A 23210-nucleotide genomic window follows, 5' to 3' on the forward strand; every position below is an offset into this window, starting at 1 on the left:
CTGCTGCATACCATGAGCTTATATTATTGAAAGATCATAAAATTATGAGCACAAAGACCAAACCGTTAATTATCACGGCAATTGTGGTAGTCGCAATTGTTGCATTTATCGTATGGCAAAATAAAAAAGACAATAATACAAGTGCCTCAGTTGGTGACAGCAAACCAGTCATCATTGCTTATCAAACTGGAGTTGACCCAAGTAAGGTCGCACAAGCAAATGGGGAATATGAAAAGCATAGTCAACGTACCATTCAATGGAAAAAATTTGATGCGGGCTCAGATGTTGTTAACGCATTGGCTTCTGGCGATGTCGTGCTTGGTAATATTGGTTCTAGTCCACTTGCAGCGGCAGCAAGCCGTGATTTACCGATTGAAGTATTCTTAATTACTTCAAAACTTGGTGCCTCTGAGGCATTAGTAGTCAACAATAAATCTGGTATTAAAACCCCTCAAGATTTAATTGGCAAAACCATTGCTGTACCTTTTGTTTCAACCACGCATTACAGCCTTTTGTCTGCGCTGAAGCATTGGAATATTCCAGAAGATAAAGTAAAGATTATTAACTTGCGTCCACCTGAAATTGCAGCAGCGTGGGAGCGTGGAGATATTGATGCAGCTTATGTGTGGGAACCTGCTTTAAGTAAAGCGAAAGCGTCAGGCACGGTATTAATCGATTCTAAACAAGTGGGTGAATGGGGCGCTCCAACCTATGATTTATGGGTTGTGCGTAAAGACTTTGCAGAGAAAAATCCTGATTTCTTAAAGTCGTTTGTTAAAACCACACTTGAGCAACTCGAAAAATATAATCAAGACCCAGCTGCATACGTTAAAAATGCCGATAACGTTGAAAAAATTGCTCAGTTAACAGGTTCTGATCCAAAAGATATCCCGCTTTTATTAAGTGGAAATATTTACCTTGACCACGCTCAGCAAAAACAAACGTTAGATGGTGAATTCGCGCAAAATATCTTTGATACAGCGAAGTTCTTAAAAGGTCAGGGCAAAGTCGACCAACTTAAAGCCGATTATAAAGGCAATGTGAACTCTTCATTTTTGCAGCCTTAAGGAGTTGTCATGAGTGTACTAGAAGCCAAACATATTCATCTGACTTTTCCTAAACAGCAAAAGCCAGTTTTACAAGACATTAATCTTAAGATTGAAGAAGGTTCTTTAACCGTCATTTTAGGTGAGTCGGGTTGTGGCAAAACAACTTTGCTTAATATCTTGGCGGGTTTTCAAAAGCCGAGTTCAGGTGACGTACTTGTAAATCATGAAGTGGTAAATGGACCAGATGTAACCCGCGCAGTCGTGTTTCAGGATCATGCCTTACTTCCTTGGCTGAATGTTGCAGATAATGTTGGCTTCGCTTTGCAGTTAAAAGGTTTAAAGCGTGCGGATATCGAAGCGCAAGTGAGTGCAATTTTGAAAATTGTGGGTTTAAGTCACGTTGAAAAAGCCAATATTTGGGAGCTTTCTGGTGGTATGAAACAACGTGTGGGTATTGCTAGAGCTTTGGTCAGTCACGCGCCGTTTATTTTACTCGATGAACCTTTTGCCGCATTAGATGCTTTTACTCGTGAAAATATGCAGCAGTTAGTGCTTGATTTATGGATTCAGCAAAATAAAAGCTTCTTTTTAATTACTCATGACATTGAAGAAGCATTATTGCTGAGTAATCAGTTAGTTCTGATGACTGCGCATCCAGGCAAAATTGTAGAAACTCTATATCTTGATTTTGCGAAGCGATATCGTCAGGGCGAGTCTATTCGTTCAATCAAGTCGGATCTTCAATTCATTCAGCTTAGAGAACAGTTATTTGAAAGCTTAAGAGCACAAAAACAAACCGAGGAGGCGTTAACCACATGAGTACTAAAGATAACGTCTATGAATATGATAAAACAGCGCTCAAACCTGAGCCAAATACAAAAGTAGAAAATACTTCAGTTTTATCGACATTTTTAGAAAAACATCGCACTTTGGCTGTGAGTATTATTAGTGTCGCAAGTGTTGTCGTTTTTTGGTTTCTGATTACTGCTTTGCATATTGTTCCTGAACTGTTTTTACCAAGCCCTCAAGCAGTTTGGCAAAAGTTTATTACAGTCGGCCAAGAAGGCTTTATGAAGGCTACTTTGTGGCAACATTTAGCCGCCAGCATCTCGCGTGTATTTTTAGCTTTGATTGCTGCTGTAGCAATTGGTGTTCCATTAGGTTTATGGATGGGGCTGAATAAATGGGTACGTGCAGTTTTAGATCCTTTAGTTGAATTATTGCGTCCAATCCCACCATTAGCTTATTTGCCGTTATTGGTGATTTGGTTTGGTATTGGTGAAACAACTAAAGTACTTTTGATTTTCTTCTCGATATTAGCGCCCGTCATTATTAGTAGCGCGCATGGTGTGTTAAGCCATCAACTTAATCGTGAGCGTGCTGCATTGTCGCTAGGGGCAAGTCAGTCACAAGTATTTTGGCATGTCATTTTACCAACAGCTTTACCTCATATTATTACCGGTATTCGTATTGGTCTTGGGGTGGGGTGGTCAACACTGGTTGCAGCAGAGTTGGTTGCAGCAGACCGTGGTATTGGTTTTATGGTGCAGTCGGCCGCACAGTTCTTAATTACCGATACGGTGATTTTGGGCATTATTGTGATTGCGATTGTCGCAGTTAGTTTTGAGCTGTTTTTACGTTGGTTACAAAAGCAGTTTTCTCCTTGGTATGGTCAGCAGTTGTAGTAAAGAAGATGAATACAGTAGTAGCAAACTTAAATATTGAAGTGATCAAGCCTACCATTGGCGCAATTATTCACGATATTGATTTGAATGCGTTAAATGAACAGACAACGCAACAAATCCAGCAGGCTTTGCTTGATCATCAGGTTATTTTTTTTCGAAAGCAACAATTGGCACCGCAAGCACAAGCAGACTTGGCACGTAGTTTTGGCAGCTTACATGTGCACCCGATTTATCCTTCTATTGAAGATGTGCCTGAAGTGATGGTTCTGGATAGTTGGAAGCAGGACCTGCGTGATAATGAGCTTTGGCATACAGACGTCACCTTTAGCAATACACCACCATTAGGTTGTGTGTTGCAAGCCATTAAAATTCCACCTGTAGGCGGTGATACATTATGGTCGAGTAATACAGCAGCTTTTAAAGGGCTTACGCTAGAGTTACAGCAAAAATTACAAGGTTTGACTGCGACACATGATATTCGTAAATCTTTTCCACTCGAACGTTTTGCAAATAATGACGAAGAGCGTGAAAAACTACTACAAGCCTTTAAGCGTAATCCACCAGTGGTCCATCCAGTTGTGCGTACTCATCCAGTCACAGGCCAACCGCTGCTATTTGTAAGTGAAGGTTTTACCACTCGGATTAATGAATTACCTGAACAGGAAAGCGAGCAGTTGCTTAATTTCTTGTTTGAACATGCCACACAAGAAAAGTTCCATTTGCGTTGGAAATGGCAAGAGGGTGATGTCGCAATCTGGGATAACCGCTGCACCCAACATAAGGCATTATTTGATTATGGTGATGCACACCGCATTATGCACCGTGCCACCATTAACGGTGATGTGCCATTTTATAAAAAGGAACAACAACCAGAGCTTGCTGGAGTTTAAGCAGAGCAAAATTTATTTAAAAATAAGAAGATTGAAATTACTCAAACCAACTAAAAATGCTGGGCCAGTTCTTATTGAAAAGGCCCAGATCACTTATTTTATGGCAATCATTTGATGTGTCAAAAAATCAATAAATAGTTTTACTTTCTTCGATAAAATTTTACGATTGGGCCATGTCACATATAAATGAAGTGGCTGACTGGTGTAGTCCTCCAAACATTTCTGTAATTTACCTTCTTTGTAGTAATGGTCTGCAATAAAATCGGGAAGAAAGACTATGCCGTGATCTTTTAGGCACATATCTAATAAGAGTTCGCCATTATTACAGGTCATTACAGGGAAGCAATTAAAAGACACTTCTTTTTGATCTTTTTGAAAAATCAATTTTTTATGTCGGTTATCTTGATAATAAATTAAAAATTTATGATCTTTGAGTTCCTCTAAAGAGGCGGGTAATCCATGCTGATTAAAATACTCAGGTGTTGCATATAAATATCGTTGATAGGTATTTAATATTTTACTATTTGCCAAATTTGGAGGAGAGCCATCTACACGAATTGTTAAATCAAATTTATTATTATTCATGTCTAGTAGCTGATCTGTCATGAATAAATCGATTTTAATACTGGGATATTTCTCAATAAAGTCTGAAATGATATTTTGAAGAAAAATATTGCTAAAAGACATGGGCGTATTGAGCTTGAGTTCACCTTCAGGGTACTGCTGATTGTAGCTAATTTCATAGGCAGCCCATTCAAACTCACTTAAAATGACTTTGCTGTGTTGATAGAACTTTTCTCCACAAGAGGTTAAGTTCATCTGTCTTGTTGTTCGGTTTAAAAGTGTGGTTTTTAGGTCATTTTCAAGATAGCAAACACGTTTGGCAACCAAGTCGCGAGAGATATCGAGAGCTCTGGCTGCGCTACTAAAATTCCCATGTTCTACGACACTTACGAAAGTGGAAATACAGTCTAATCGATCCATGGATAAGCGAAAGTTAAAAAAATATATATCAATGATTAAACTATAAAAATTAAAAAGCAATCATTGTTTTAATTGTATTCGCACAGGATACAGATTCGTGCTGATTTAGTGTCTATGCCTTTACATTTTTATCTGTTTTGATAATGACCAGTAAGCAATTTAAATGCATTACACATAAGGAATAATGGAGTTTACCCATGAATAAATCACTTTTAGAACAACTTTCACCAACGAATTGTCAGATTATTTTTATTGATCACCAACCACAAATGGCTTTCGGGGTACAGTCGATAGATCGTCAAGTATTAAAAAATAATACGGTAGGTCTCGCAAAGGCAGCTAAAACATTCAATATTCCTGTCACCATTACCACTGTTGAAACAGAAAGCTTCTCTGGTCATACCTATCCAGAGCTTTTAGACGTATTTCCAGATGCGCCACTTTTAGAACGTACTTCAATGAATTCATGGGATGACCAAAAAGTACGTGATTCACTTGCAAAAAATAATCGTAAGAAAGTGATTGTTTCAGGTTTATGGACTGAAGTGTGTAATAACACCTTTGCTTTTGGTGCCATGCTCGAAGGCGATTATGAAATTTATATGGTAGCTGATGCCTCAGGTGGCACCTCGAAAGAAGCGCACGATTATTCTATGCAGCGCATGATTCAAGCAGGCGTTGTTCCTGTAACTTGGCAGCAAGTGTTGCTTGAGTGGCAGCGTGATTGGGCACACCGTGATACTTATGATGCAGTCATGGCAATTGTACGTGAGCATTCTGGTGCTTATGGTATGGGCGTTGATTATGCCTATACAATGGTTCATAAGGCACCTGAACGTACAACATCAAAACATGAAGTACTTGCACCCGTTCCTGCAAAATAAAAAAGTACTTATTTAGGTAAAGGCATGTCTAGTATTCAATATTGAAGTGATATTAATACGGATATGCCTTTATTTTTTAGAACGATAATTCACAAGAATGGAGTTCAGAATGACCGAAATAAACCTCATATTCAAAAACGGTAAAATCACAACACTAGACCCTCAGAACCCAGAAGTACAAGCAATTGCTATCGCAGAAGGTAAAGTAGTACGGACAGGTACAAATGATGAAATCATGAAGCTGGCAACAGCGACCACCAAAGTTGTAGACTTAAACGGACGTCGTGTCATCCCGGGTTTAAATGACAGCCATCTACATATTATTCGTGGTGGCCTGAACTACAATATGGAACTGCGTTGGGAAGGTGTGCCATCTGTAGCGGATGCACTACGCTTACTCAAGGAACAAGCAGATAATACTCCAGCGCCGCAATGGGTGCGGGTAGTGGGTGGTTGGACTGAATTCCAGTTTGCCGAAAAGCGTTTACCGACTTTAGAAGAAATCAACAAAGCTGCACCAGATACGCCAGTTTTTGTTTTACATCTATACGCCAGTGCCATGTTGAACCGCGCTGCTCTGAATGTACTAGGTTTTAATAAAGACACACCAGATCCACCGGGTGGCAGAATCGAGCGTGATGCAAAAGGCGAACCCACGGGTTTGCTACTTGCAACACCATCGGCCATGATTTTGTATTCAACCTTAGGTAAGGCTCCGAAATTACCAGTTGAAGAACAAGTCAATTCAACTCGTCATTTTATGCGTGAACTCAATCGTTTGGGCATTACCTCTGCAATTGATGCGGGAGGTGGTGGGCAAAACTATCCCGAAGATTATGATGTTATTAAGCAATTACACGATCAAAACCAAATGACGGTGCGAATTGCATACAACTTATTTGCTCAAAAAGCAGGTGAAGAGCTTGATGATTATCGCCGTTGGACAGAAATGACATTTCCGGGCGATGGTGATGAACTATTTAGAATGAATGGAGCGGGTGAGAACCTGACTTGGTCGGCGGGTGACTTCGAAGATTTCTATGAGCCACGTCCAGATTTACCAGAAAAGATGGAAGGTGAACTCGAAGCCATTGTTGAGCATTTGGCTAAAAAGAAATGGCCTTTTCGTATTCATGCAACCTATGATGAAAGCATTAACCGGTTACTCAATGTTTTTGAGCGAGTAAATGCTAAACAGCCATTTGCGACCCGATTTATTATTGACCATGCCGAAACGGTATCAGAACGTAATATTGAGCGTATTGGTGCATTGGGCGGGGGAATTGCAATTCAACACCGAATGGCTTATCAGGGCGAAATTTTTGTAAAGCGCTATGGTGCCGATGCAGCCAAAAATACGCCACCAGTTAAAAAAATGTTGGAACTCGGTGTGCCAGTCGGTGCAGGAACAGATGCGACACGTGTTGCATCTTATAATCCTTGGGTCTGTTTATATTGGCTAAGTACAGGTAAAACTGTTGGTGGTTTGCCGCTATATGATGAAAAAGATTTATTAGACCGCCAGACAGCACTGAAACTCTGGACTAAAGGTTCTGCATGGTTTTCAGGTGAAAAAGAAGTCAAAGGTTCATTAACAGCAGGCGAACTTGCTGATCTGGTTGTACTCTCCGATGACTATTTCAAAGTTGAAGCAGACGATATCCAATGGATTGAATCTGTACTGACTGTGCTTGGTGGAAAAGTCGTTTATGCAGGTGCTGAGTTTAAGCAAGATGATCCGCCTTTACCGCCAGCCTTGCCAACATGGTCGCCTGTAAAACGTTTTGGTGGTCAATGGAGATTATCTGAAAACCGTAATGCACCTTCAAATCAGTCTCTACAGTCAGAAAGTGCGCTATGTGCATGTGCTAGCAGTTGTGGCATGCATGGACATAGCCATTCATGGATGTTTGATGTTCCCGTAAATGATAAAGATAAAAAATCTTTCTGGGGCGCACTAGGGTGTTCTTGTTTCGCATTTTAAATAAAACAGTGTGGGAATTTGCCTCTTTAAATGGCTTGATTCCCTAAGGTATGTAGCATGAAAATGTACTTATTATCTTTGGCTGTAGGGCTGCTCGTTGGTGTCTTATATTACGTTTTAAATGTTAAGTCACCAGCTCCACCTCTTGTAGCATTAGTCGGTTTATTAGGCATGGTGATAGGAGAACAACTCTTACCTCTTATTAAGTCCTATTTTTAACCGCTTTCATTCAACAAAAAAGCTAAATGGTATTGCGCCATTTAGCTTTTTATTTGTGAGAATCCTAGATTATTTTACTCGTTGCCCTTGTTCATTAATAATCACTTCACCATCTTCTTTTGCAAAATAGCTTAAGTTTTCTGAATCTAAAATATCTAAAACAATTTCAGAAGGGCGGCATAGACGCGTACCTTTAGAAGTCACCACAAACGGGCGATTAATTAAAATTGGATATTCCACCATGAAATTAATCAATTGTTTATCTGTCCAGTGGTCTTGTTCCAAATCTAAATCTTTATATGGATCAACATTTTTACGAATTGTGTCACGAACGGTTAATCCTGCCTGTGAAATGAGTTGAGTAAGCTCATCTTTACTAGGAGGTGTCTGTAAATATTCAATAATAATGGGTTCAATCCCCGCATGACGAATAAGTGCCAGCGTATTACGTGAGGTTCCGCAAGCAGGGTTATGGTAAATCTTCACTAGCTCAGACATGACAAATTTATCGCCGAATTAAGATATTGCATTTATATATGGATATCCGTATATTTGCAATAACGAATATGAAATGTTGCTGACATGATCACTCAAGTCGATTTTTTTAAATGTCTTTCGGACCCTACTCGGTTAAGCATTCTTAAATTGGTTTTAAGCAAACAAAACATATGTGTTTGTGAACTGACCGAGCAACTTGATTTAAGCCAACCAAAAATTTCCCGACATTTAGCGCTATTACGTACTCATGGCATTTTACTTGACTCAAGACAAGGGCAATGGGTGTATTACAGCGTCAACCCAGATTTACCAAGTTGGGCCGTTGAAGTTTTGAAAATTATAGGAAACCAAGATGAAAATTTAGTGAATCAATCATCTTCACAGTTTTCTTCTATTTCAACTTATTGTGAGTAAGACCATGAAATTCTTATTTTTATGTACCGGAAACAGTTGTCGTAGTATTTTGTCAGAAGTTTTATTTAATAGCCGTGCACCAGAAGGTTGGAAAGCGTATAGCGCAGGCAGTAAACCATCAGGTCAGGTGCATCCTTTAACTCTTGAAACGCTTGAAAATTTAGGTCTTTCAACAGAAGGTTTATGGAGCAAAACCATTGATGACTGCGAGCAGTATCAACCAGATGTTGTGATTACAGTCTGCGACTCTGCTGCACAAGAAGCATGCCCACTTTATTTAGGTGGTGCAATCAAAGCACACTGGGGCTTAAGTGATCCATCTCATTTAGACTTGCCAAAAGAAGAAAAATTAAAAGCTTTCCAAGAGACTGTAGATCATATTAACCGTCGTTTAGATGCATTGTTTGCATTAGATGTTGCGAACTTAAACCGTTCACATCTGATTGCTGAGATTAATAAAATCTCTCATATTGAGTAAGAGAGCCGAGATGACTAAGCAAAAGCTTTCTTTTTTAGACCGGAATCTGACGCTATGGATTTTTATTGCCATGGGTTTAGGTGTGGCAATAGATGTTTTCTTTCCTCAAGCCTCGGTTTCTTTGAATCAACTCAGTGTAGATAACGTTAATATTCCGATTGCAATTGGTTTAATTTTAATGATGTATCCACCTTTGGCAAAGGTAGATTACGCAGCTTTACCGGAAGTATTTAAAGATAAAAAAACGTTGGCTTTGTCTTTAGTACAAAACTGGTTAATTGCGCCAATTTTGATGTTTGCTTTAGCGATTATTTTTCTACATAACTATCCGGAATATATGACAGGTCTAATCTTGATAGGCTTGGCACGCTGCATTGCAATGGTATTGGTATGGAACGGTTTGGCATGTGGGGATAACCAATATGTTGCTGCTTTAGTTGCTTTTAACAGTATTTTCCAAATTTTATTCTTTAGTACTTATGCATGGCTTTTCTTAACTTTCTTGCCGCCGTATTTTGGTGTGGCGGGTCAAGTCATTGATGTGAATTTCTGGACCATTACCCATGCTGTATTGGTGTATTTAGGCATTCCATTTTTAATGGGTTTCCTCACGCGATTCATTTTAGTGAAAGCAAAAGGGTTAGATTGGTATCAAACTAAATTCTTACCAAAAATCAGTCCGATTAGTTTGCTTGCATTACTTTTCACCATTGTGGCGATGTTCAGCTTAAAAGGTGGTGATGTGGTGAGCTTACCTTTAGATGTACTGCGAATTGCGATTCCACTGACGATTTACTTTGTGGTGATGTTCTTCATTAGCTTCTTTATGAGTAAACGTATGGGGAATAACTATCCACGTACTACTGCCATTTCATTTACCGCGGCTGGCAACAACTTTGAGCTAGCTTTAGCGGTTGCGATTGCTACTTTCGGTTTAGCATCACCTGTAGCATTCACCACAGTGATAGGACCATTAGTTGAGGTTCCGGTTTTAATTTCACTCGTTTCAGTTTCTCTTTGGCTCAAGAAAAAGTATTTCTCCCATGAACAGTCTTAACAATGATTTATCCAATGTAGCGCTAAATCTTTTAGATAAGCCTACTTTTGAACAAGTGCAAGCACAGCAACTTGAACATCCACCACGCATTTTATTGTTATATGGGTCTAATCGTGAGCGTTCTTATAGCCGTTTTGCTGTGTTGACGGCTGGACGAATTCTTGAATATTTAGGCGCCGAGGTCAAAATCTTTCATCCTAAAGGTTTACCTTTACCAGAGGATGCAGAAACAGATCATCCAAAAGTTCAAGAATTACATGAGCTTTTGGCTTGGGCAGAAGGTATGGTGTGGTGTTCGCCAGAACGTCATGGTGCAATGAGTTCGATTTTAAAAGCTCAGATTGATTGGATTCCCTTAGCTGGTGGAGCAATTCGTGCAACACAAGGTAAAACCTTAGCCGTTATGCAAGTCAGTGGAGGTTCTCAATCTTTCAATGCTGTGAATCAAATGCGCATTTTAGGGCGTTGGATGCGTATGATTACGATCCCAAATCAGTCCTCAGTTGCTAAAGCTTTTTTAGAGTTTGAAGAAGATGGAAGTATGAAACCATCCTCTTACTATGATCGAATTGTCGATGTAATGGAGGAACTCTATAAGTTCACTTTATTAACACGTGGTCAAAAACAATACCTGACAGATCGCTATTCGGAACGTAAAGAATCGGCAGAAGAGCTGTCAAAACGAGTCAATCAAAAATAAACTGTTTCATGAAAGAAGTGCTCCACTTGGGGCACTTTTTATTGCCCAGCTTTTAAACTCAAGTCATAGTGGGTAATAGTTTTTGTAGTAGTTCAATAAAGTTTGAAACTTTTGCAGAGTTTTCATTTTCTCTGGTAATTAAATAAATTGGCGCTTTAGGTTTAACAATATCATCAAATTCACGATAAATAATTTCGTTATTCCAAAAGTTATGCATAGACGCGGGTACAATACTAATTCCGATTCCGGCGGCAACAAGGTTTAAGGTTGCAGTAGGGCGAGGAGCTTCTTGAATAATATGCGGACTAAAACCGGCTTGATAACAGGTATATAAAATATTGTCATATAAACCTTGCCCAGATGAGCGTCGGTATAAAACAAAATTTTCATCAGACAAATCACTTAAAAGAATTTTATCTTTCTGAGCAAGCGGATGGCCTAAGGGTAAAGCCATAATCATAGGCTCATCAAGTATATGTATGTTTTTTAAACCAATATCTCGGCTTACCGGTGTACGCAAAAAAGCCACATCAAGTTTCTCGGATAACAACCAATCTAATTGCTTTTGACTACCTGCTTCTTCAAGTTTAGTTTGTACGGCAGGATACATTTCTCGATAAGAACGTAATAAAAGTGAAATGAGTGGATGTAAACCTGCGGAACTGGTAAGGCCAATATTGAGTTGTCCTGTTTTACCTTGACTAACATTTTGTACAATTTGTGGAATATGTTTGGCATGTTCTAATAGCAATTTCGCTTCTTTAAATAATACAGTTCCAGCTTCGGTAGGCTCAATGCCACGTGGCTGACGAATTAAAAGTTGTACTCCTAGTTCTTGTTCTAATTTTTTTAATAATCGGGTAAGAGGAGGTTGTTGAATAAATAATCGATTTGCTGCATGAGTTATATTCCTTTCTTCAACCACAACAACAAAAGCATGTAGTTTGTGCAAATCGAGCATAGAAATACCTTTTGAGTATGGTTCAGAGAAATAAAAGCATTTGTAGATATATCATAAAAGTAGCATTCTATCTGAGTCAAATAAAGTGAAAAGTAACGAAAATGAACCATGTGGAAATTGCAGTGCAGAAGGAGAGCGTACCTAGTTGCACCGAACTTTTTTTGGGTTTTTTGATACTAGGTTTAATTGGATTTGGCGGGGTATTACCTCTGGCTCGTAAAGTTATTGTGGAACAGCGGCAATGGCTAAGTCCTGAGAAATTCACCGAGTTACTTGGTCTGTGTCAGTTTCTTCCGGGCGGGAATATCATTAATTTGTCGGTTGCGATGGGTATGGAGTTTCGAGGTATCCGTGGGGCAGTTAGTGCCTTAATTGGTCTTATTCTCGCTCCGACTATTATCGTTGTTCTTTTGCATTATGTGTATGAACAATTCCAAGACAATTTAATGGTAAAGCACCTTTTCGAAGGGTTGGCGGCGGCGGCGGCGGGGCTTTTAGTTGCAACAGGCCTAAAAATGTTAAAGCCATTATTGCGTAATCCTTTAGCGATGTGCATTGTCGTGGCGGCTATCATCAGTATTGCATTTTTGAAAATCTCTTTGCTCATCACCATGCTGGTTTTACTGGCGATTTACTCGACCATTATTTGGAGACGTGTGTAATGGGTGCAGTTTTACTTACATTAGCTATCATTTTTACTCAGTTGTCACTTATTGCTTTTGGTGGTGGAAATACGATTTTGCCGGAAATGCAGCGACAAGTTGTTGATATCCATCACTGGATGACAGCTCAAGAGTTCAGTGCACTGTTTGCTATGGCTCAGGCAGCTCCAGGACCTAATATGATGATTGTACCGCTCGTTGGCTGGCATGTAGCAGGATTATCAGGATTGTTGGTGACATCAACCGCTAAATTTTTACCTTCATCAATTATTACTGTATTTGTAATGAGAGGTTGGTCAAAATTTAAAGACAAAAAATGGCGTCGTGTTTTACAGCTTGCTTTACAACCTGTCACTGTGGGAACTGTGCTTGCCAGTGCGTGGATTATTTCTGAGGCGGCTGCAATAAATACTTTACTCATCGTTATGGTCGTCGTTGCAACTTTATTATCTTTAATTAAAAAGGTTCATCCCTTACATGTCCTGATTGCTGGGGCTGTATTTGGCGTGGTGTTACTCTAGTTTAACCAGTTTGCCGACCTGCGCTGGATGAGTTCAGGTTGGCTTTTTTTGATTGAAGTGAATAATAATTAAATCTAAAAAACCGATTAAATCTATAAAAACATACTGTTTTACCTATTTTGTGTTTTGACGTACTATGCATCTATTGAAAGAATTTGGATGCATTGGAGTAAAAACAGATGTTAGATCAAAACATTAAAACTCAATTAAAAGCTTACTTAGAACGTTTAGAAAGTCCAATCGAATTAGTTGCTGCTTTGGATGAATCAGATAAAGCTGCTCAAATTAAAGAGCTGGTTACCGAAATTGCTGAACTTTCTGACAAGGTCACTGCACGTTTTGATGGCAACAATACACGTCGTCCAAGCTTTGGTGTGGCTAAAGCAGGCGAACAACCTCGTGTGTTCTTTGCCGGCTTACCAATGGGTCATGAGTTTACGTCTTTGATCTTGGCACTGTTACAGGTGTCTGGCTATGCGCCTAAAGTTTCTGATGAAGTGCTGAACCAGATTAAAGGTTTAAACCTGAAAGCCAACTTCGATGTATTTGTATCGCTAAGTTGTCATAACTGTCCGGACGTTGTGCAGGCGCTTAACCTGATTGCGATTTATAACCCGAACACCACCGCAACCATGATTGATGGTTCATTCTTCCAAGACGAAGTTGAACAACGCAAAATCATGGCGGTTCCAATGGTGTTCCAAGACAACGAACACATTGGTCAAGGCCGTATGACCCTTGAAGAAATCGTGGCGAAACTCGACACCAACTCTGCCAAGAAAGATGCAGCAGCGCTTAATGCCAAAGATGCCTTTGATGTATTGGTGATTGGTGGTGGACCTGCAGGGGCAACAGCTGCCATCTATGCAGCACGTAAAGGCATTAACACAGGTATCGTGGCTGAACGCTTCGGTGGTCAGGTCATGGATACCATGGACATTGAAAACTTCACTTCTGTGCAAAAGACTCAAGGTCCTAAGTTTGCTGCCGAAATGGAAGCCCATGTTCGTGAATACGATGTCGATATCATGAATTTGCAACGTGTCGGCAAAATCGTTGGTGCAGATCAGACTACAAATGGCTTAGTTGAAGTTGAACTTGAAAATGGCGCAAAGCTTGAATCGAAAACTGTGATCCTTTCAACAGGTGCGCGTTGGAGAGAAATGAACGTACCGGGTGAGCAAGAATACCGTACCCGTGGTGTAGCGTACTGCCCACACTGTGATGGTCCATTGTTCAAAGGTAAACGTGTTGCGGTGATTGGTGGCGGTAACTCAGGTGTAGAAGCTGCAATTGACCTTGCAGGGATTGTTGAGCATGTCACTTTGGTTGAATTTGACACCAAACTACGTGCTGACCAAGTCTTGCAAAACAAACTACACAGCTTGCCAAATACAACTGTGATTCTAAATGCATTAAGTACAGAAGTGTTGGGTGACGGATCACAAGTGACAGGTCTTAAATATAAAGATCGTGCCACTGATCAAGAGCATGTGGTTGAGCTTGCAGGCATCTTTGTACAGATTGGTTTATTGCCAAACACTGATTTCTTAAAAGACAGTGAACTTGAATTAACCAATCGTGGTGAGATCATGGTGAATGGCCGCAACGAAACCAATGTGAAAGGTGTGTTTGCTGCGGGTGACTGTACGACAGTTCCGTACAAGCAAATCATTATTGCCACAGGTGAAGGCGCTAAAGCATCACTCTCTGCTTTTGACTACATCATCCGTTCTGGCCAGTAAAAACCCATCCCAAATGCAAAAAGCCAAAGGTGATCCTTTGGCTTTTTTTATTTTTTACGGCTTATATAAACCATGTTCGACTAAATGCTCTCGTAAAATACGACGCAGTTCTAATACGGCTTGCGGTGTCAGTTGAATTGAGTGACCACCTGGAAGAACCTTCTCAGATTTGGCTCCCTCTAAGTGAGCACTCTTATAAGGAACAATTCCATCCGTAATTACATTTGGATCATCGCTCTTGGTAATATTTCCCATAATTGAGTGAAAAACCAAACCTTGATGTGGATTAATATTTTCCGTGAGTTCCATAAATTTGGACTGATGACTCAAATCACTTGGACCATTTTGAATCAAACCATTATCAATATTACTTAAGAAATCTTTAACATCTAAATTTTCAGTGGTGAGCGAAGTCGCTACGGCTGACAAAAATGCGCCCGGTAAACGAATAATTTTACGCGCAGCTAATGTAAACCATCGATCTGCGTAATCTGTACCTCGATGAGGGGAAGCCAAGAAAATTGCGCGGTCAAAATTATTGATTGAATGCATTTGCAATCGTTCAGTAACCATTGGATGTTTCTTAAAACGGTTTTGCTGACGAATCGTCATTAACTCTAAAGCAGGCTTGGTAATATCGCCATCACTTACTAATAATCGGCTGATAATACCTCCCATGCTATGTCCAACAAGTACGGCATCATGTGTAGCAGGATCATTAGGGTTCAAAGAACCAAAAGCTTGCTTAAGTAGGGCATAAGTTTGGAAACGGCTTTCCAGAATCGGCATATTGGTCGAATAGAAAACTTGCCAAACTTGATAATTATCTCTTAAAATCGTATCACCCATAACATCATTGGTCAAAGCAATCCATGCCTCAGGACTACTTGCGAGCCCATGGACTAACACAATAATTTTCTTATTTGGATTATAAGGTTCAAGCATGTATAGATGTGGCATGGTCAAATGCTGATCACGATCAATCAGACTTAAATAAGCCGCTACACCTAAATTATTTTCAGCTAACCATAAACCATAAGGCGCTGAAAAGTTGGCCGCTAGAGGATATTGTTTACCTGCTACACTAATATTATCGGTCCGATATGGATCATAAACCCGAATTACGAATTCAGGATTATTAATAATTTCTTCAACAGTGGTTGCATGTTTTGGTTCAGCTACAATAGTTGCAGCCAAATAACGTGCATGATGAATATTTGGATTAACACCATTTTTATAATTGTATTTAAGTGGGTCTAAAATATATTCATTAATATCTTCGCTTCCTGAACTCGGAAAAACAGCGACAAATTCAGACCCAAAACCATCACGACGGTTAATCGTTCTTAACCCTGAAAAATTTAAGTTATAACTTGAAATTAATTTTTCTAGCTTTTGGCCTGTTAACTGTCTATGAAATTCAAAGTCAATTGAATAAACACTTTTACCAATATGAATTTGGGGCTCGACACCATTTTTTTGAGGGTGTCTCAAATCATAAACACCGACCATTTTGGCAATTGCCTGATTATAGAAGTCTCGAATCTGAACTTGTCTATTATCAAAAATACGGTCAGTGGGCTGACGCTTCGTTGCAAATAGATAGGCATAGCTATAACGAATACTTTTATCTAGTAAATTTAATTGCTGGTCTAAGCAATCATCATATTTATTTTGAATATTTGTTTTTTCTTCTTCAGACTTATGTTTAGCAAATCTACTCATTTTGCAATCCGAAGAATCTGACAAAGTCATTGCTTTTGCCAGATACATTTCACTTGCAGCTGATAAGAACTGTTCATCTAAAATTTGAGGTAATTTTTTGAGTTGATTTACACAGTTGTCAGGGGTGTCTGTACAAACTTTAGCTTCCTGACCAGACATCGATAAAACATTCAGACTTGCTTCGCTGAGTTTATCTTGCGTAAGAATACTATTACGTTCATTTGCAATAGTTACGTTCAAAGCTTGCTGTTTAACATTAACGACCTGACAACCACTCAGAATTGAACCGAGTAGTATGACCGTCAATAGTGTTTTGCTTCTTTTTATTGGAAACATTATGGTCAAAATATAGTGGCTCAATGGTAGGTAGATCATACAAATTTTAAAGTATTTTTCAAATGATCAAATAAAAAAAAGGGCTGTCAAAACAGCCCTTTTTATCTAATTAAGCTTATTTTTTTGATGTTGCAGTAGAAGTAGCGGGAGACATTGCAGGGTTAGTTAAAACTTGCCATACATTCCAACGACCTTGTTTTTCAATCTCTTGAATTAAACGATCAGCAATTTCCGATTCATCTGGATATTTAACTTTATAATTTTTAAGCGTCTGGATCGCATTTTTCTTTTGCTCCATCGCAATATAGTTATTTGCAGCAGCTAAATATGCTTCTTGAACATTACCTTTAATTGCTTTATCTAAATATGGAATCGCTTCACGTTGGCCACCACCTTCAGATAAGCCAAAACCGAACCAGAAGTTTGTTTCCGCATCATCTGGGCTAATTTTTAAAAGTCTTTGAGCATATTCTAAAGATTTAGTAGTGTGAACAGTTCCTAAATCAAGGTTACGTGCAAGAACACTTGCTTTAAAAGCACGAAGCAAAATATCAAATGATGCATTTTCATTTGCAGCAAGTGTATCGAGTTGCTGTGTTACTTCTTTAAGTTTACTTTCAAAGCCTTTACGTTCTTGACGGTCAGTAAAGCGTGGTGGATAGTGACGAGCTTTGCCTTCTACTAACTGTAAGAAGTCATCAATAGTAGTCACGTCAATTTCATTCTCGCCAGCTAAAACTGCGTATTTCATTGAACGCTGTGAATTATTTACAGTTGGGACAATCAGTTTATTAGTGTCGAGAGTAAGTTGTTTAGTTGGGTCATCTTGACGATTAACTACCATTTTCGTTACTGGCTGTGCAGCAGCGTCTTTTAATGCAACTTCAAATGCCGGAGGCTGATCATAGTTAAAAGGATTTAATGCATAAAAAGGAGGAGTAAGCTCTGGTTCCTTGAAAACAAAAGGCTCAATTTTTTGTTGTTTTACAGGTGCCATTGTACAAGCTGTTAAACTTGAGGTCGCAAGGATGATATATGCCAAAGGCTTAAAATTCATAGGATCTTCCGTTCATTTTAGTAAAGTCAGATTTGGTAGTGGTAAGTCTAGGAAAAGCTAAACCGACATGCAAGAGTAAGCGTGTTACATTATGAATCAAGAATATTACGTTTTTGATATCTTGTTTTGTGCGCCACATTCACGACGCACTTCTTCAAGAATTTTTAGCTCTTCATCACTAAAAGGTTGTTCATCTTGATTTTCTTTTTTGAAGCTAGGGTCTAGCTCTGATAAACGCTGGCATAAATTATTCATACGCGTTTCATTGTTCTGAATACGATCAAGCAAAACGCGCATACCTTCTAAAATAGGGTCTGACTGATCAGCAGTTGTCGCATATGGGGCAAAACCAATACTTTGTGCATAATCACGACGACGTGCTTCATCTTTATCGTTATTTTTGTCGGCATCTTTATAAATATAGCGAGCAGGATTGCCTACAGCAGTTACACCAGCAGGAACAGCTTTAGTTACCACGGCATTTGAACCGACTTTAGCACCTTTACCTACCGTAAATGGGCCCAAAATTTTCGCACCGGCACCAACAACCACACCGTCTTCTAAAGTTGGATGGCGCTTGCCAGTCTTCCATGTTGTTCCACCTAAGGTAACACCATGATAAAGCGTAACATCATCGCCAATTTCAGCAGTTTCACCAATCACAACACCCATACCGTGATCAATAAAAAAACGCTTACCGATTTTAGCACCCGGATGAATTTCAATTCCTGTTGCAAAACGGCTAAATGAAGAAAGTAGGCGAGCTGCACCTTTACAATCTTTTTGCCATAATTCATGTGCAACACGATGCATCATAATTGCATGAATGCCGGGATAGGTCGTAAGAACTTCGAGTGTATTGCGGGCAGCAGGATCTCGCGCAAATACAGCCTTTATATCTTCTTTAAGCTGTTTAAGCATTGGGTTGATCCTCCTTGTCAGATAATGCTTTTTTCCATTTACCACTTGTTAAAGCTTGCACACGACTAAAAATACCGCGAAGTAAATGATATTCCATACGATCTAATTGTATACGACCAAACAGACGACGCAAGCGTAAAGGCAATAAACGTGGATTTTCTGGATCTAAAAATTCAATTTCAGTCAGCATTTTTTCTAGGTGAGGATAAAACTCTTCCATTTGTTGCTGAGTAACCAAAGGTTCATCCCATTGCATGCTTTGGCCTTGCACTAATGGCATTTCATCTACATTCTGGTCGACTTGGTCTTGTTCCAGAGCAGACATGCGAAGCTCATAACATACGACTTGAATCGCTTGCGCAACATTTAATACACCATAGTCCGGATTTACAGGGATGGTTAAATGGTAATTTGCCAGTGCTAATTCTTCGTTAGTTAAACCACGATCTTCACGGCCAAAAACAATCGCAATTTGTTGCCCTTGAGCGGTTGCTTTAATAGCTTCTTTAGCCGCAGGTCGCACATCAAGTAAAGGCCAAGGAATGGTGCGACTACGCGCACTTGTTCCAAAAACCAAATGGCAATCTTTAATCGCATCTTCTAAGGTGTCTACAATCTCAAGGTGCTCAAATAAATCTTGGGCACCAGCAGCAAGCGCTTGTATATCTGGATGAGGATATGTTTTGGGTGCTACAAGAACTAATTTAATGAGTCCCATTGTTTTCATGGCACGTAAAGCACTGCCAATATTAGCAGGCAAAGTCGTATTTACCATGACAATACGCACTTGTGCTAATTGTCTTGACACGGTGGTGTGGTCAAACGAATTCATAAGATTTCCAGAAATTACGAATATTGAGAAACTTCGCTTTGGTATAAATCCAATGCATCGTCCATAGACATACCCGCAGGAGGAGAGGCAACAGCATGTGGACGAACAGGGTCTACTGCTTTAGCTGCTTTCGACTTTACTTGATATTCAATATAAATATTATCTTTACCAAAATAATCTCTGAGTTTAGCAAGTAATTCATCTAGAGGAGCGACTTTCCATTGCGGACCAAACTGAAGTTCAGCTTGAGCATAGGGTTGATCAATCTGTAACTGTAGAGCGATATGTTGATGCATATCTACATTGCAAAATGGCAAGATCATGTTTTGTAGATCTTTTGCCAATGTGGGCTGCATGAACTCTTCTGTTAATTTGATTTGAATACTGTTAGCTCGTTTTTGTCTTATTTCATTTAAGGTGAAAGCTTTGGTCAAACGTCCCATTGGACGTTCAAAGCCTTCTCGTTCATAGATTTCGCCTTCGAAAACTACAACACGTTCCACTTGAACGATATCTTTAAAACGTTGGAAGCGCTCATGATTACAGCTGACTTCAATACGTCCTGTACCATCATCAAGTACAATAACAACTCGGTTAGGGAAGTTTGCGACATCAATAACCAAACCTGCATAAACTGTAGTAACGCCACGACGTGTAGCTGTAATTTCATTTAGTTTTACAGGAACAAAAGCTTTGAGTTCTTGTCGGTAAACATCAATTGGATGGCCAGTTAGATATAAGCCAAGGGTATCTTTTTCGCCTTTCAGACGAACTTCATCGCTCCACGGTTTTACAGGCTTAGCTGGTTTACGCTGAACTTCTTCAACTTCACCAAATAAATCCATAATACCGCTTTCACGGTTACTTCGAGCTTGTTCGGCAGCTTGAACAGCTTCAGGCAATTGTGCCATTAAGCTTGCACGTTCAATTCCTAAGCAGTCGAGTGCACCCGCACGAATTAAAGCTTCAAGAGTACGTTTATTGATTTTTTTCAAATCAATACGATGGCAAAAATCGAATAGATCTGTATAAGGACCAAGTTGTCGACGAGAGTCAATAACTGACTGCATTGCTTGTTCGCCGACGCCTTTAATTGCACCTAAACCGTAAACAATCGTTTTATCATTACTCGCGTGGAAGTGATAAGTCGACATATTGACCGATGGTGGTAAGACCTCAAGATTATTATTTCGACAGTCATCAATCAAGAACACAACACTATCTGTGTTCTGCATTTCCGATGTCATTACCGCTGCCATAAACTCAGCAGGGTAATGCGCTTTCAACCATGCTGTATGGTAAGCAACCAGCGCATAAGCAGCGGCGTGAGATTTGTTAAAACCATAGCCTGCAAACTTTTCCATATAGTCAAAGATATGGTTGGCTGTGCTTGCGTCAATACCTTTTTCAGCAGCACCTTCTAAGAAAATTTGGCGTTGCTTAACCATTTCCTCAGGTTTCTTTTTACCCATTGCACGGCGTAATAAGTCTGCGCCGCCTAACGTGTAACCTGCACAGATCTGTGCAGCCTGCATAACCTGTTCTTGATAAACCATAATCCCGTATGTCGGCTCTAATACACCTTCAAGAAGGGGATGAAGATATTCAAAATCTCCACCATGCATACGGTGAATAAAGTCAGGAATAAGGTCCATTGGACCTGGACGATACAATGATACGAACGCAATAATTTCTTCGAATTTACTTGGACGCGCTTCTTTAAGCATCCGTTTCATGCCGACGGATTCAAACTGGAATACCGCTGTCGTATTTGCATCGGCAAAGACAGAATATGCTTTAGCGTCGTCTAGAGGAACATGCAAGATATTGAGCTGATCATTACTGTCGCGGTTTTTATTAATATTTTGGATCGCGTCTTCAATAACAGTTAAGTTACGTAAGCCCAAGAAGTCGAATTTGACTAGACCTGCTGCTTCTACATCGTCTTTATCATATTGAGCAACACGGTTCGTTCCATCTGCATCACAAAGTACAGCCGAGAAATCGGTAATTTTACCAGGTGCAATGACTACACCTCCGGCATGTTTACCCGTATTTCGGGTTACACCTTCTAATTTTAATGCCATTTCCCAGATTTCGCTTGCATCGTCGTTATCTGGGTTAGATGGGTTAGTCACAATATCTTTAAGCTGGGGTTCCATATCAATAGCGGTGGCTAAGTCCACACCAAGCGGTTTGGTAGGCACCATTTTTGAAATACGGTCAGCTAAACCGTAAGATTTACCTAATACACGCGCAACGTCACGGATTGCACCTTTTGCTGCCATGGTTCCGAAAGTTGCAATTTGTGAAACGGCTTCGCGACCATAAGTACGCGATACGTAATCAATGACGCGGTCACGTCCAGCAATACAGAAATCGACGTCAAAGTCAGGCATCGACACACGTTCTGGGTTCAAGAAACGTTCGAAGAGTAGATCGTAACGAAGTGGATCAAGGTCTGTAATTTTTAAGCTATATGCGACTAATGAACCTGCACCTGAACCACGGCCTGGCCCCACAGGAACACCATTGTTTTTTGCCCATTGAATAAAGTCCATGACGATGAGGAAGTATCCAGGGAAACCCATTTTTAGGATAATACCGACTTCATAATCAATTCGTTCATCGTAAGGTTTACGAATCTCTGGCCAATCATCGCCACGTTTTTCAATAGGGTAAAGATAATTTAAGCGTTCTTCCAAACCTACTTTTGATAAATGTTCAAAATAAGTATCGATGGTAAAACCATCTGGAATTGGATAGTCAGGTAAAAAGTAAGTGCCGAGTTGTAGTTTAACGTTGCAGCGTTTGGCAATATGATAAGTGTTCTCGATAGCACTAGGAATATCGGAAAACAACTTGATCATTTCATCTGAGGTTTTAAAGTGCTGCTCAGGGCTATACGTCCGTGGACGGCGATTATCTGCTAGTACATAACCATCAGCGATACAAACACGTGCTTCGTGTGCCTCGAAATCTTCTTTTTCTACAAAGTGCACATCATTATGTGCAACTACGCCCACATTATATTTTGCAGCAAGTTTTGCAGCTTCTTGAATAAAGTCTTCTTCACCGGGACGGTCAGTACGTGTTAAAGCAAGATAAACACGGTTACCAAACTTTTCGAGCCATGCTTCTAAAAGAGGTGCAGCTTTTTGAGGGTTAGATGAGCAAAGCATCTGACCAACATCACTATGCTGGCCAAGTAAAACAATAATATCTTGATGCTGTTCAAGCACCCATTCTTTTTGTACACATGGAATACTGAGCTGTTGTCCTTCAATAAAACCGCGTGAAACGATTTCGGTGAGACTTTTCCACCCGACCTCACTCATTGCAAGTAAAGTTGCGCGATGTTGAGCATCATCAAGGCGAATTGTGCTACCTAAAAGCGGCTTAATTCCTTTTTTTAAACAAGAATTATAAAACTTTACTGCCGCATGGAGGTTAGAGAGGTCCGTTAATGCCAACGCAGGCATTTGGTCCTTAACCGCAGCATTGACCAAGTCAGGTATGCGAACTATCGACTCTGTAATCGAAAATTCTGTATAAATACCTAGATGAACAAACTGCATAAACCAATCCTTAATGCGACTACAGCATAG

22 protein-coding genes are annotated in these 23210 nt (G+C 39.8%); 14 read left to right on the forward strand and 8 right to left on the reverse strand.

Annotated features, from left to right (window positions below; all coding sequences use genetic code 11):
- Positions 1-26 precede the first annotated feature (26 nt).
- Genes tauA through tauD form a run of 4 tightly spaced genes read left to right on the forward strand, consistent with a single transcriptional unit; the run spans position 27 to position 3624 of the window.
- Positions 27-1067, forward strand: a complete 1041-nt coding sequence (gene tauA, locus KTH84_RS01125) for a taurine ABC transporter substrate-binding protein (protein WP_262471678.1) — start codon at positions 27-29, stop codon at positions 1065-1067.
- A 9-nt stretch (positions 1068-1076) separates the two neighbouring features.
- Positions 1077-1868, forward strand: coding sequence for a taurine ABC transporter ATP-binding protein (locus KTH84_RS01130; RefSeq protein ID WP_262471679.1), 792 nt, complete (start codon positions 1077-1079; stop codon positions 1866-1868).
- Positions 1865-2734 (forward strand): taurine ABC transporter permease TauC, encoded by an 870-nt coding sequence (tauC, locus tag KTH84_RS01135; protein ID WP_262471680.1) that lies wholly within the window; start codon positions 1865-1867, stop codon positions 2732-2734. Before KTH84_RS01130 ends, tauC begins: the two co-directional genes overlap by 4 nt.
- Before the next feature lie 8 nt (positions 2735-2742).
- On the forward strand, positions 2743-3624 hold the full coding sequence (tauD, locus tag KTH84_RS01140) for a taurine dioxygenase (protein WP_262471681.1): 882 nt from the start codon (positions 2743-2745) through the stop codon (positions 3622-3624).
- Positions 3625-3717: 93 nt separating this feature from the next.
- Here tauD and KTH84_RS01145 read toward each other — a convergent pair whose 3' ends face one another.
- On the reverse strand, positions 3718-4608 hold the full coding sequence (locus tag KTH84_RS01145; protein WP_262471682.1) for a LysR family transcriptional regulator: 891 nt from the start codon (positions 4606-4608) through the stop codon (positions 3718-3720).
- A gap of 197 nt (positions 4609-4805) precedes the next feature.
- Here KTH84_RS01145 and KTH84_RS01150 point away from each other — a divergent pair, with 197 nt between their 5' ends.
- The 3 genes from KTH84_RS01150 (at position 4806) to KTH84_RS01160 (ending at position 7695) form a co-directional block, all read left to right on the forward strand.
- Positions 4806-5492 carry a hydrolase gene (locus tag KTH84_RS01150; protein WP_042896621.1) on the forward strand — a complete coding sequence of 229 codons (687 nt, stop codon included), beginning with the start codon at positions 4806-4808 and terminating at the stop codon, positions 5490-5492.
- A 109-nt stretch (positions 5493-5601) separates the two neighbouring features.
- A complete protein-coding gene (locus KTH84_RS01155) occupies positions 5602-7476 on the forward strand; it encodes an amidohydrolase (RefSeq protein ID WP_262471683.1) in 1875 nt (624 codons plus the stop codon).
- Positions 7477-7533: 57 nt separating this feature from the next.
- On the forward strand, positions 7534-7695 hold the full coding sequence (locus KTH84_RS01160; RefSeq protein WP_075431371.1) for a DUF1427 family protein: 162 nt from the start codon (positions 7534-7536) through the stop codon (positions 7693-7695).
- Positions 7696-7764: 69 nt separating this feature from the next.
- Here the strand turns inward: KTH84_RS01160 and arsC are convergent, their stop codons facing one another.
- Positions 7765-8193, reverse strand: coding sequence for an arsenate reductase (glutaredoxin) (arsC, locus tag KTH84_RS01165; protein ID WP_262471684.1), 429 nt, complete (start codon positions 8191-8193; stop codon positions 7765-7767).
- An 84-nt stretch (positions 8194-8277) separates the two neighbouring features.
- Between arsC and KTH84_RS01170 the strand changes: the two genes are divergently transcribed.
- Genes KTH84_RS01170 through arsH form a run of 4 tightly spaced genes read left to right on the forward strand, consistent with a single transcriptional unit; the run spans position 8278 to position 10842 of the window.
- Entirely contained in the window at positions 8278-8607 is a 330-nt protein-coding gene (locus KTH84_RS01170; protein ID WP_262471685.1) for a metalloregulator ArsR/SmtB family transcription factor, read from the forward strand.
- A gap of 4 nt (positions 8608-8611) precedes the next feature.
- Positions 8612-9085: an arsenate reductase ArsC gene (locus tag KTH84_RS01175; RefSeq protein WP_262471686.1), complete on the forward strand. Its 474-nt coding sequence runs from the start codon at positions 8612-8614 to the stop codon at positions 9083-9085.
- Between the two features lie 10 nt (positions 9086-9095).
- Positions 9096-10142, forward strand: coding sequence for an ACR3 family arsenite efflux transporter (gene arsB / locus KTH84_RS01180; protein WP_262471687.1), 1047 nt, complete (start codon positions 9096-9098; stop codon positions 10140-10142).
- Positions 10129-10842, forward strand: a complete 714-nt coding sequence (gene arsH, locus KTH84_RS01185; RefSeq protein WP_092705529.1) for an arsenical resistance protein ArsH — start codon at positions 10129-10131, stop codon at positions 10840-10842. The genes arsB and arsH overlap by 14 nt, the downstream gene beginning before the upstream one ends.
- A gap of 58 nt (positions 10843-10900) precedes the next feature.
- Here arsH and KTH84_RS01190 read toward each other — a convergent pair whose 3' ends face one another.
- Positions 10901-11803, reverse strand: a complete 903-nt coding sequence (locus tag KTH84_RS01190) for a LysR family transcriptional regulator (RefSeq protein ID WP_202742322.1) — start codon at positions 11801-11803, stop codon at positions 10901-10903.
- Between the two features lie 101 nt (positions 11804-11904).
- On the opposite strand from KTH84_RS01190, the gene KTH84_RS01195 reads away from it, so the two are divergent.
- The 3 genes from KTH84_RS01195 to ahpF all read left to right on the forward strand — a co-directional run bounded on the left by KTH84_RS01195 (position 11905) and on the right by ahpF (position 14731).
- A complete protein-coding gene (locus KTH84_RS01195) occupies positions 11905-12465 on the forward strand; it encodes a chromate transporter (protein WP_262471688.1) in 561 nt (186 codons plus the stop codon).
- Positions 12465-12986, forward strand: coding sequence for a chromate transporter (locus KTH84_RS01200; RefSeq protein ID WP_262471689.1), 522 nt, complete (start codon positions 12465-12467; stop codon positions 12984-12986). The genes KTH84_RS01195 and KTH84_RS01200 overlap by 1 nt, the downstream gene beginning before the upstream one ends.
- Before the next feature lie 179 nt (positions 12987-13165).
- Entirely contained in the window at positions 13166-14731 is a 1566-nt protein-coding gene (gene ahpF / locus KTH84_RS01205) for an alkyl hydroperoxide reductase subunit F (RefSeq protein WP_262471690.1), read from the forward strand.
- 54 nt (positions 14732-14785) lie between these two features.
- On the opposite strand, the gene KTH84_RS01210 is transcribed toward ahpF, so the two are convergent.
- The 5 genes from KTH84_RS01210 to dnaE all read right to left on the reverse strand — a co-directional run bounded on the left by KTH84_RS01210 (position 14786) and on the right by dnaE (position 23180).
- Positions 14786-16792 carry an esterase/lipase family protein gene (locus KTH84_RS01210; protein WP_262471691.1) on the reverse strand — a complete coding sequence of 669 codons (2007 nt, stop codon included), beginning with the start codon at positions 16790-16792 and terminating at the stop codon, positions 14786-14788.
- 115 nt (positions 16793-16907) lie between these two features.
- The gene (locus KTH84_RS01215) at positions 16908-17849 is read right to left on the reverse strand and encodes an ABUW_2363 family tetratricopeptide repeat lipoprotein (RefSeq protein ID WP_262471692.1); all 942 of its coding nucleotides are present in this window, start codon (positions 17847-17849) and stop codon (positions 16908-16910) included.
- 105 nt (positions 17850-17954) lie between these two features.
- Complete coding sequence (gene cysE / locus KTH84_RS01220; RefSeq protein WP_003651295.1) at positions 17955-18770, reverse strand: serine O-acetyltransferase; 816 nt, start codon at positions 18768-18770, stop codon at positions 17955-17957.
- Complete coding sequence (locus KTH84_RS01225) at positions 18763-19602, reverse strand: RNA methyltransferase (RefSeq protein WP_262471693.1); 840 nt, start codon at positions 19600-19602, stop codon at positions 18763-18765. Before KTH84_RS01225 ends, cysE begins: the two co-directional genes overlap by 8 nt.
- Before the next feature lie 14 nt (positions 19603-19616).
- Positions 19617-23180, reverse strand: a complete 3564-nt coding sequence (dnaE, locus tag KTH84_RS01230; protein ID WP_262471694.1) for a DNA polymerase III subunit alpha — start codon at positions 23178-23180, stop codon at positions 19617-19619.
- Positions 23181-23210: the final 30 nt, after the last annotated feature.

It is taken from the genome of Acinetobacter sp. WU_MDCI_Abxb74 (assembly GCF_025513915.1).
GTDB lineage: Bacteria > Pseudomonadota > Gammaproteobacteria > Pseudomonadales > Moraxellaceae > Acinetobacter > Acinetobacter calcoaceticus_C.

Excerpts from the sequence above, each read along its gene's own strand:
- ahpF (WP_262471690.1), top strand. The coding sequence starts at position 13,166 with ATGTTAGATCAAAACATTAAAACTCAATTAAAAGCTTACTTAGAACGT.
- KTH84_RS01195 (WP_262471688.1), top strand. The coding sequence starts at position 11,905 with ATGAACCATGTGGAAATTGCAGTGCAGAAGGAGAGCGTACCTAGTTGC.
- KTH84_RS01155 (WP_262471683.1), top strand. The coding sequence starts at position 5,602 with ATGACCGAAATAAACCTCATATTCAAAAACGGTAAAATCACAACACTA.
- arsB (WP_262471687.1), top strand. The coding sequence starts at position 9,096 with ATGACTAAGCAAAAGCTTTCTTTTTTAGACCGGAATCTGACGCTATGG.
- KTH84_RS01175 (WP_262471686.1), top strand. The coding sequence starts at position 8,612 with ATGAAATTCTTATTTTTATGTACCGGAAACAGTTGTCGTAGTATTTTG.
- arsH (WP_092705529.1), top strand. The coding sequence starts at position 10,129 with ATGAACAGTCTTAACAATGATTTATCCAATGTAGCGCTAAATCTTTTA.
- KTH84_RS01130 (WP_262471679.1), top strand. The coding sequence starts at position 1,077 with ATGAGTGTACTAGAAGCCAAACATATTCATCTGACTTTTCCTAAACAG.
- KTH84_RS01160 (WP_075431371.1), top strand. The coding sequence starts at position 7,534 with ATGAAAATGTACTTATTATCTTTGGCTGTAGGGCTGCTCGTTGGTGTC.
- KTH84_RS01150 (WP_042896621.1), top strand. The coding sequence starts at position 4,806 with ATGAATAAATCACTTTTAGAACAACTTTCACCAACGAATTGTCAGATT.
- KTH84_RS01225 (WP_262471693.1), bottom strand. The coding sequence starts at position 19,602 with ATGAATTCGTTTGACCACACCACCGTGTCAAGACAATTAGCACAAGTG.
- KTH84_RS01200 (WP_262471689.1), top strand. The coding sequence starts at position 12,465 with ATGGGTGCAGTTTTACTTACATTAGCTATCATTTTTACTCAGTTGTCA.
- KTH84_RS01215 (WP_262471692.1), bottom strand. The coding sequence starts at position 17,849 with ATGAATTTTAAGCCTTTGGCATATATCATCCTTGCGACCTCAAGTTTA.
- cysE (WP_003651295.1), bottom strand. The coding sequence starts at position 18,770 with ATGCTTAAACAGCTTAAAGAAGATATAAAGGCTGTATTTGCGCGAGAT.
- dnaE (WP_262471694.1), bottom strand. The coding sequence starts at position 23,180 with ATGCAGTTTGTTCATCTAGGTATTTATACAGAATTTTCGATTACAGAG.
- KTH84_RS01210 (WP_262471691.1), bottom strand. The coding sequence starts at position 16,792 with ATGTTTCCAATAAAAAGAAGCAAAACACTATTGACGGTCATACTACTC.
- tauC (WP_262471680.1), top strand. The coding sequence starts at position 1,865 with ATGAGTACTAAAGATAACGTCTATGAATATGATAAAACAGCGCTCAAA.
- tauD (WP_262471681.1), top strand. The coding sequence starts at position 2,743 with ATGAATACAGTAGTAGCAAACTTAAATATTGAAGTGATCAAGCCTACC.
- KTH84_RS01190 (WP_202742322.1), bottom strand. The coding sequence starts at position 11,803 with ATGCTCGATTTGCACAAACTACATGCTTTTGTTGTTGTGGTTGAAGAA.
- arsC (WP_262471684.1), bottom strand. The coding sequence starts at position 8,193 with ATGTCTGAGCTAGTGAAGATTTACCATAACCCTGCTTGCGGAACCTCA.
- KTH84_RS01145 (WP_262471682.1), bottom strand. The coding sequence starts at position 4,608 with ATGGATCGATTAGACTGTATTTCCACTTTCGTAAGTGTCGTAGAACAT.
- KTH84_RS01170 (WP_262471685.1), top strand. The coding sequence starts at position 8,278 with ATGATCACTCAAGTCGATTTTTTTAAATGTCTTTCGGACCCTACTCGG.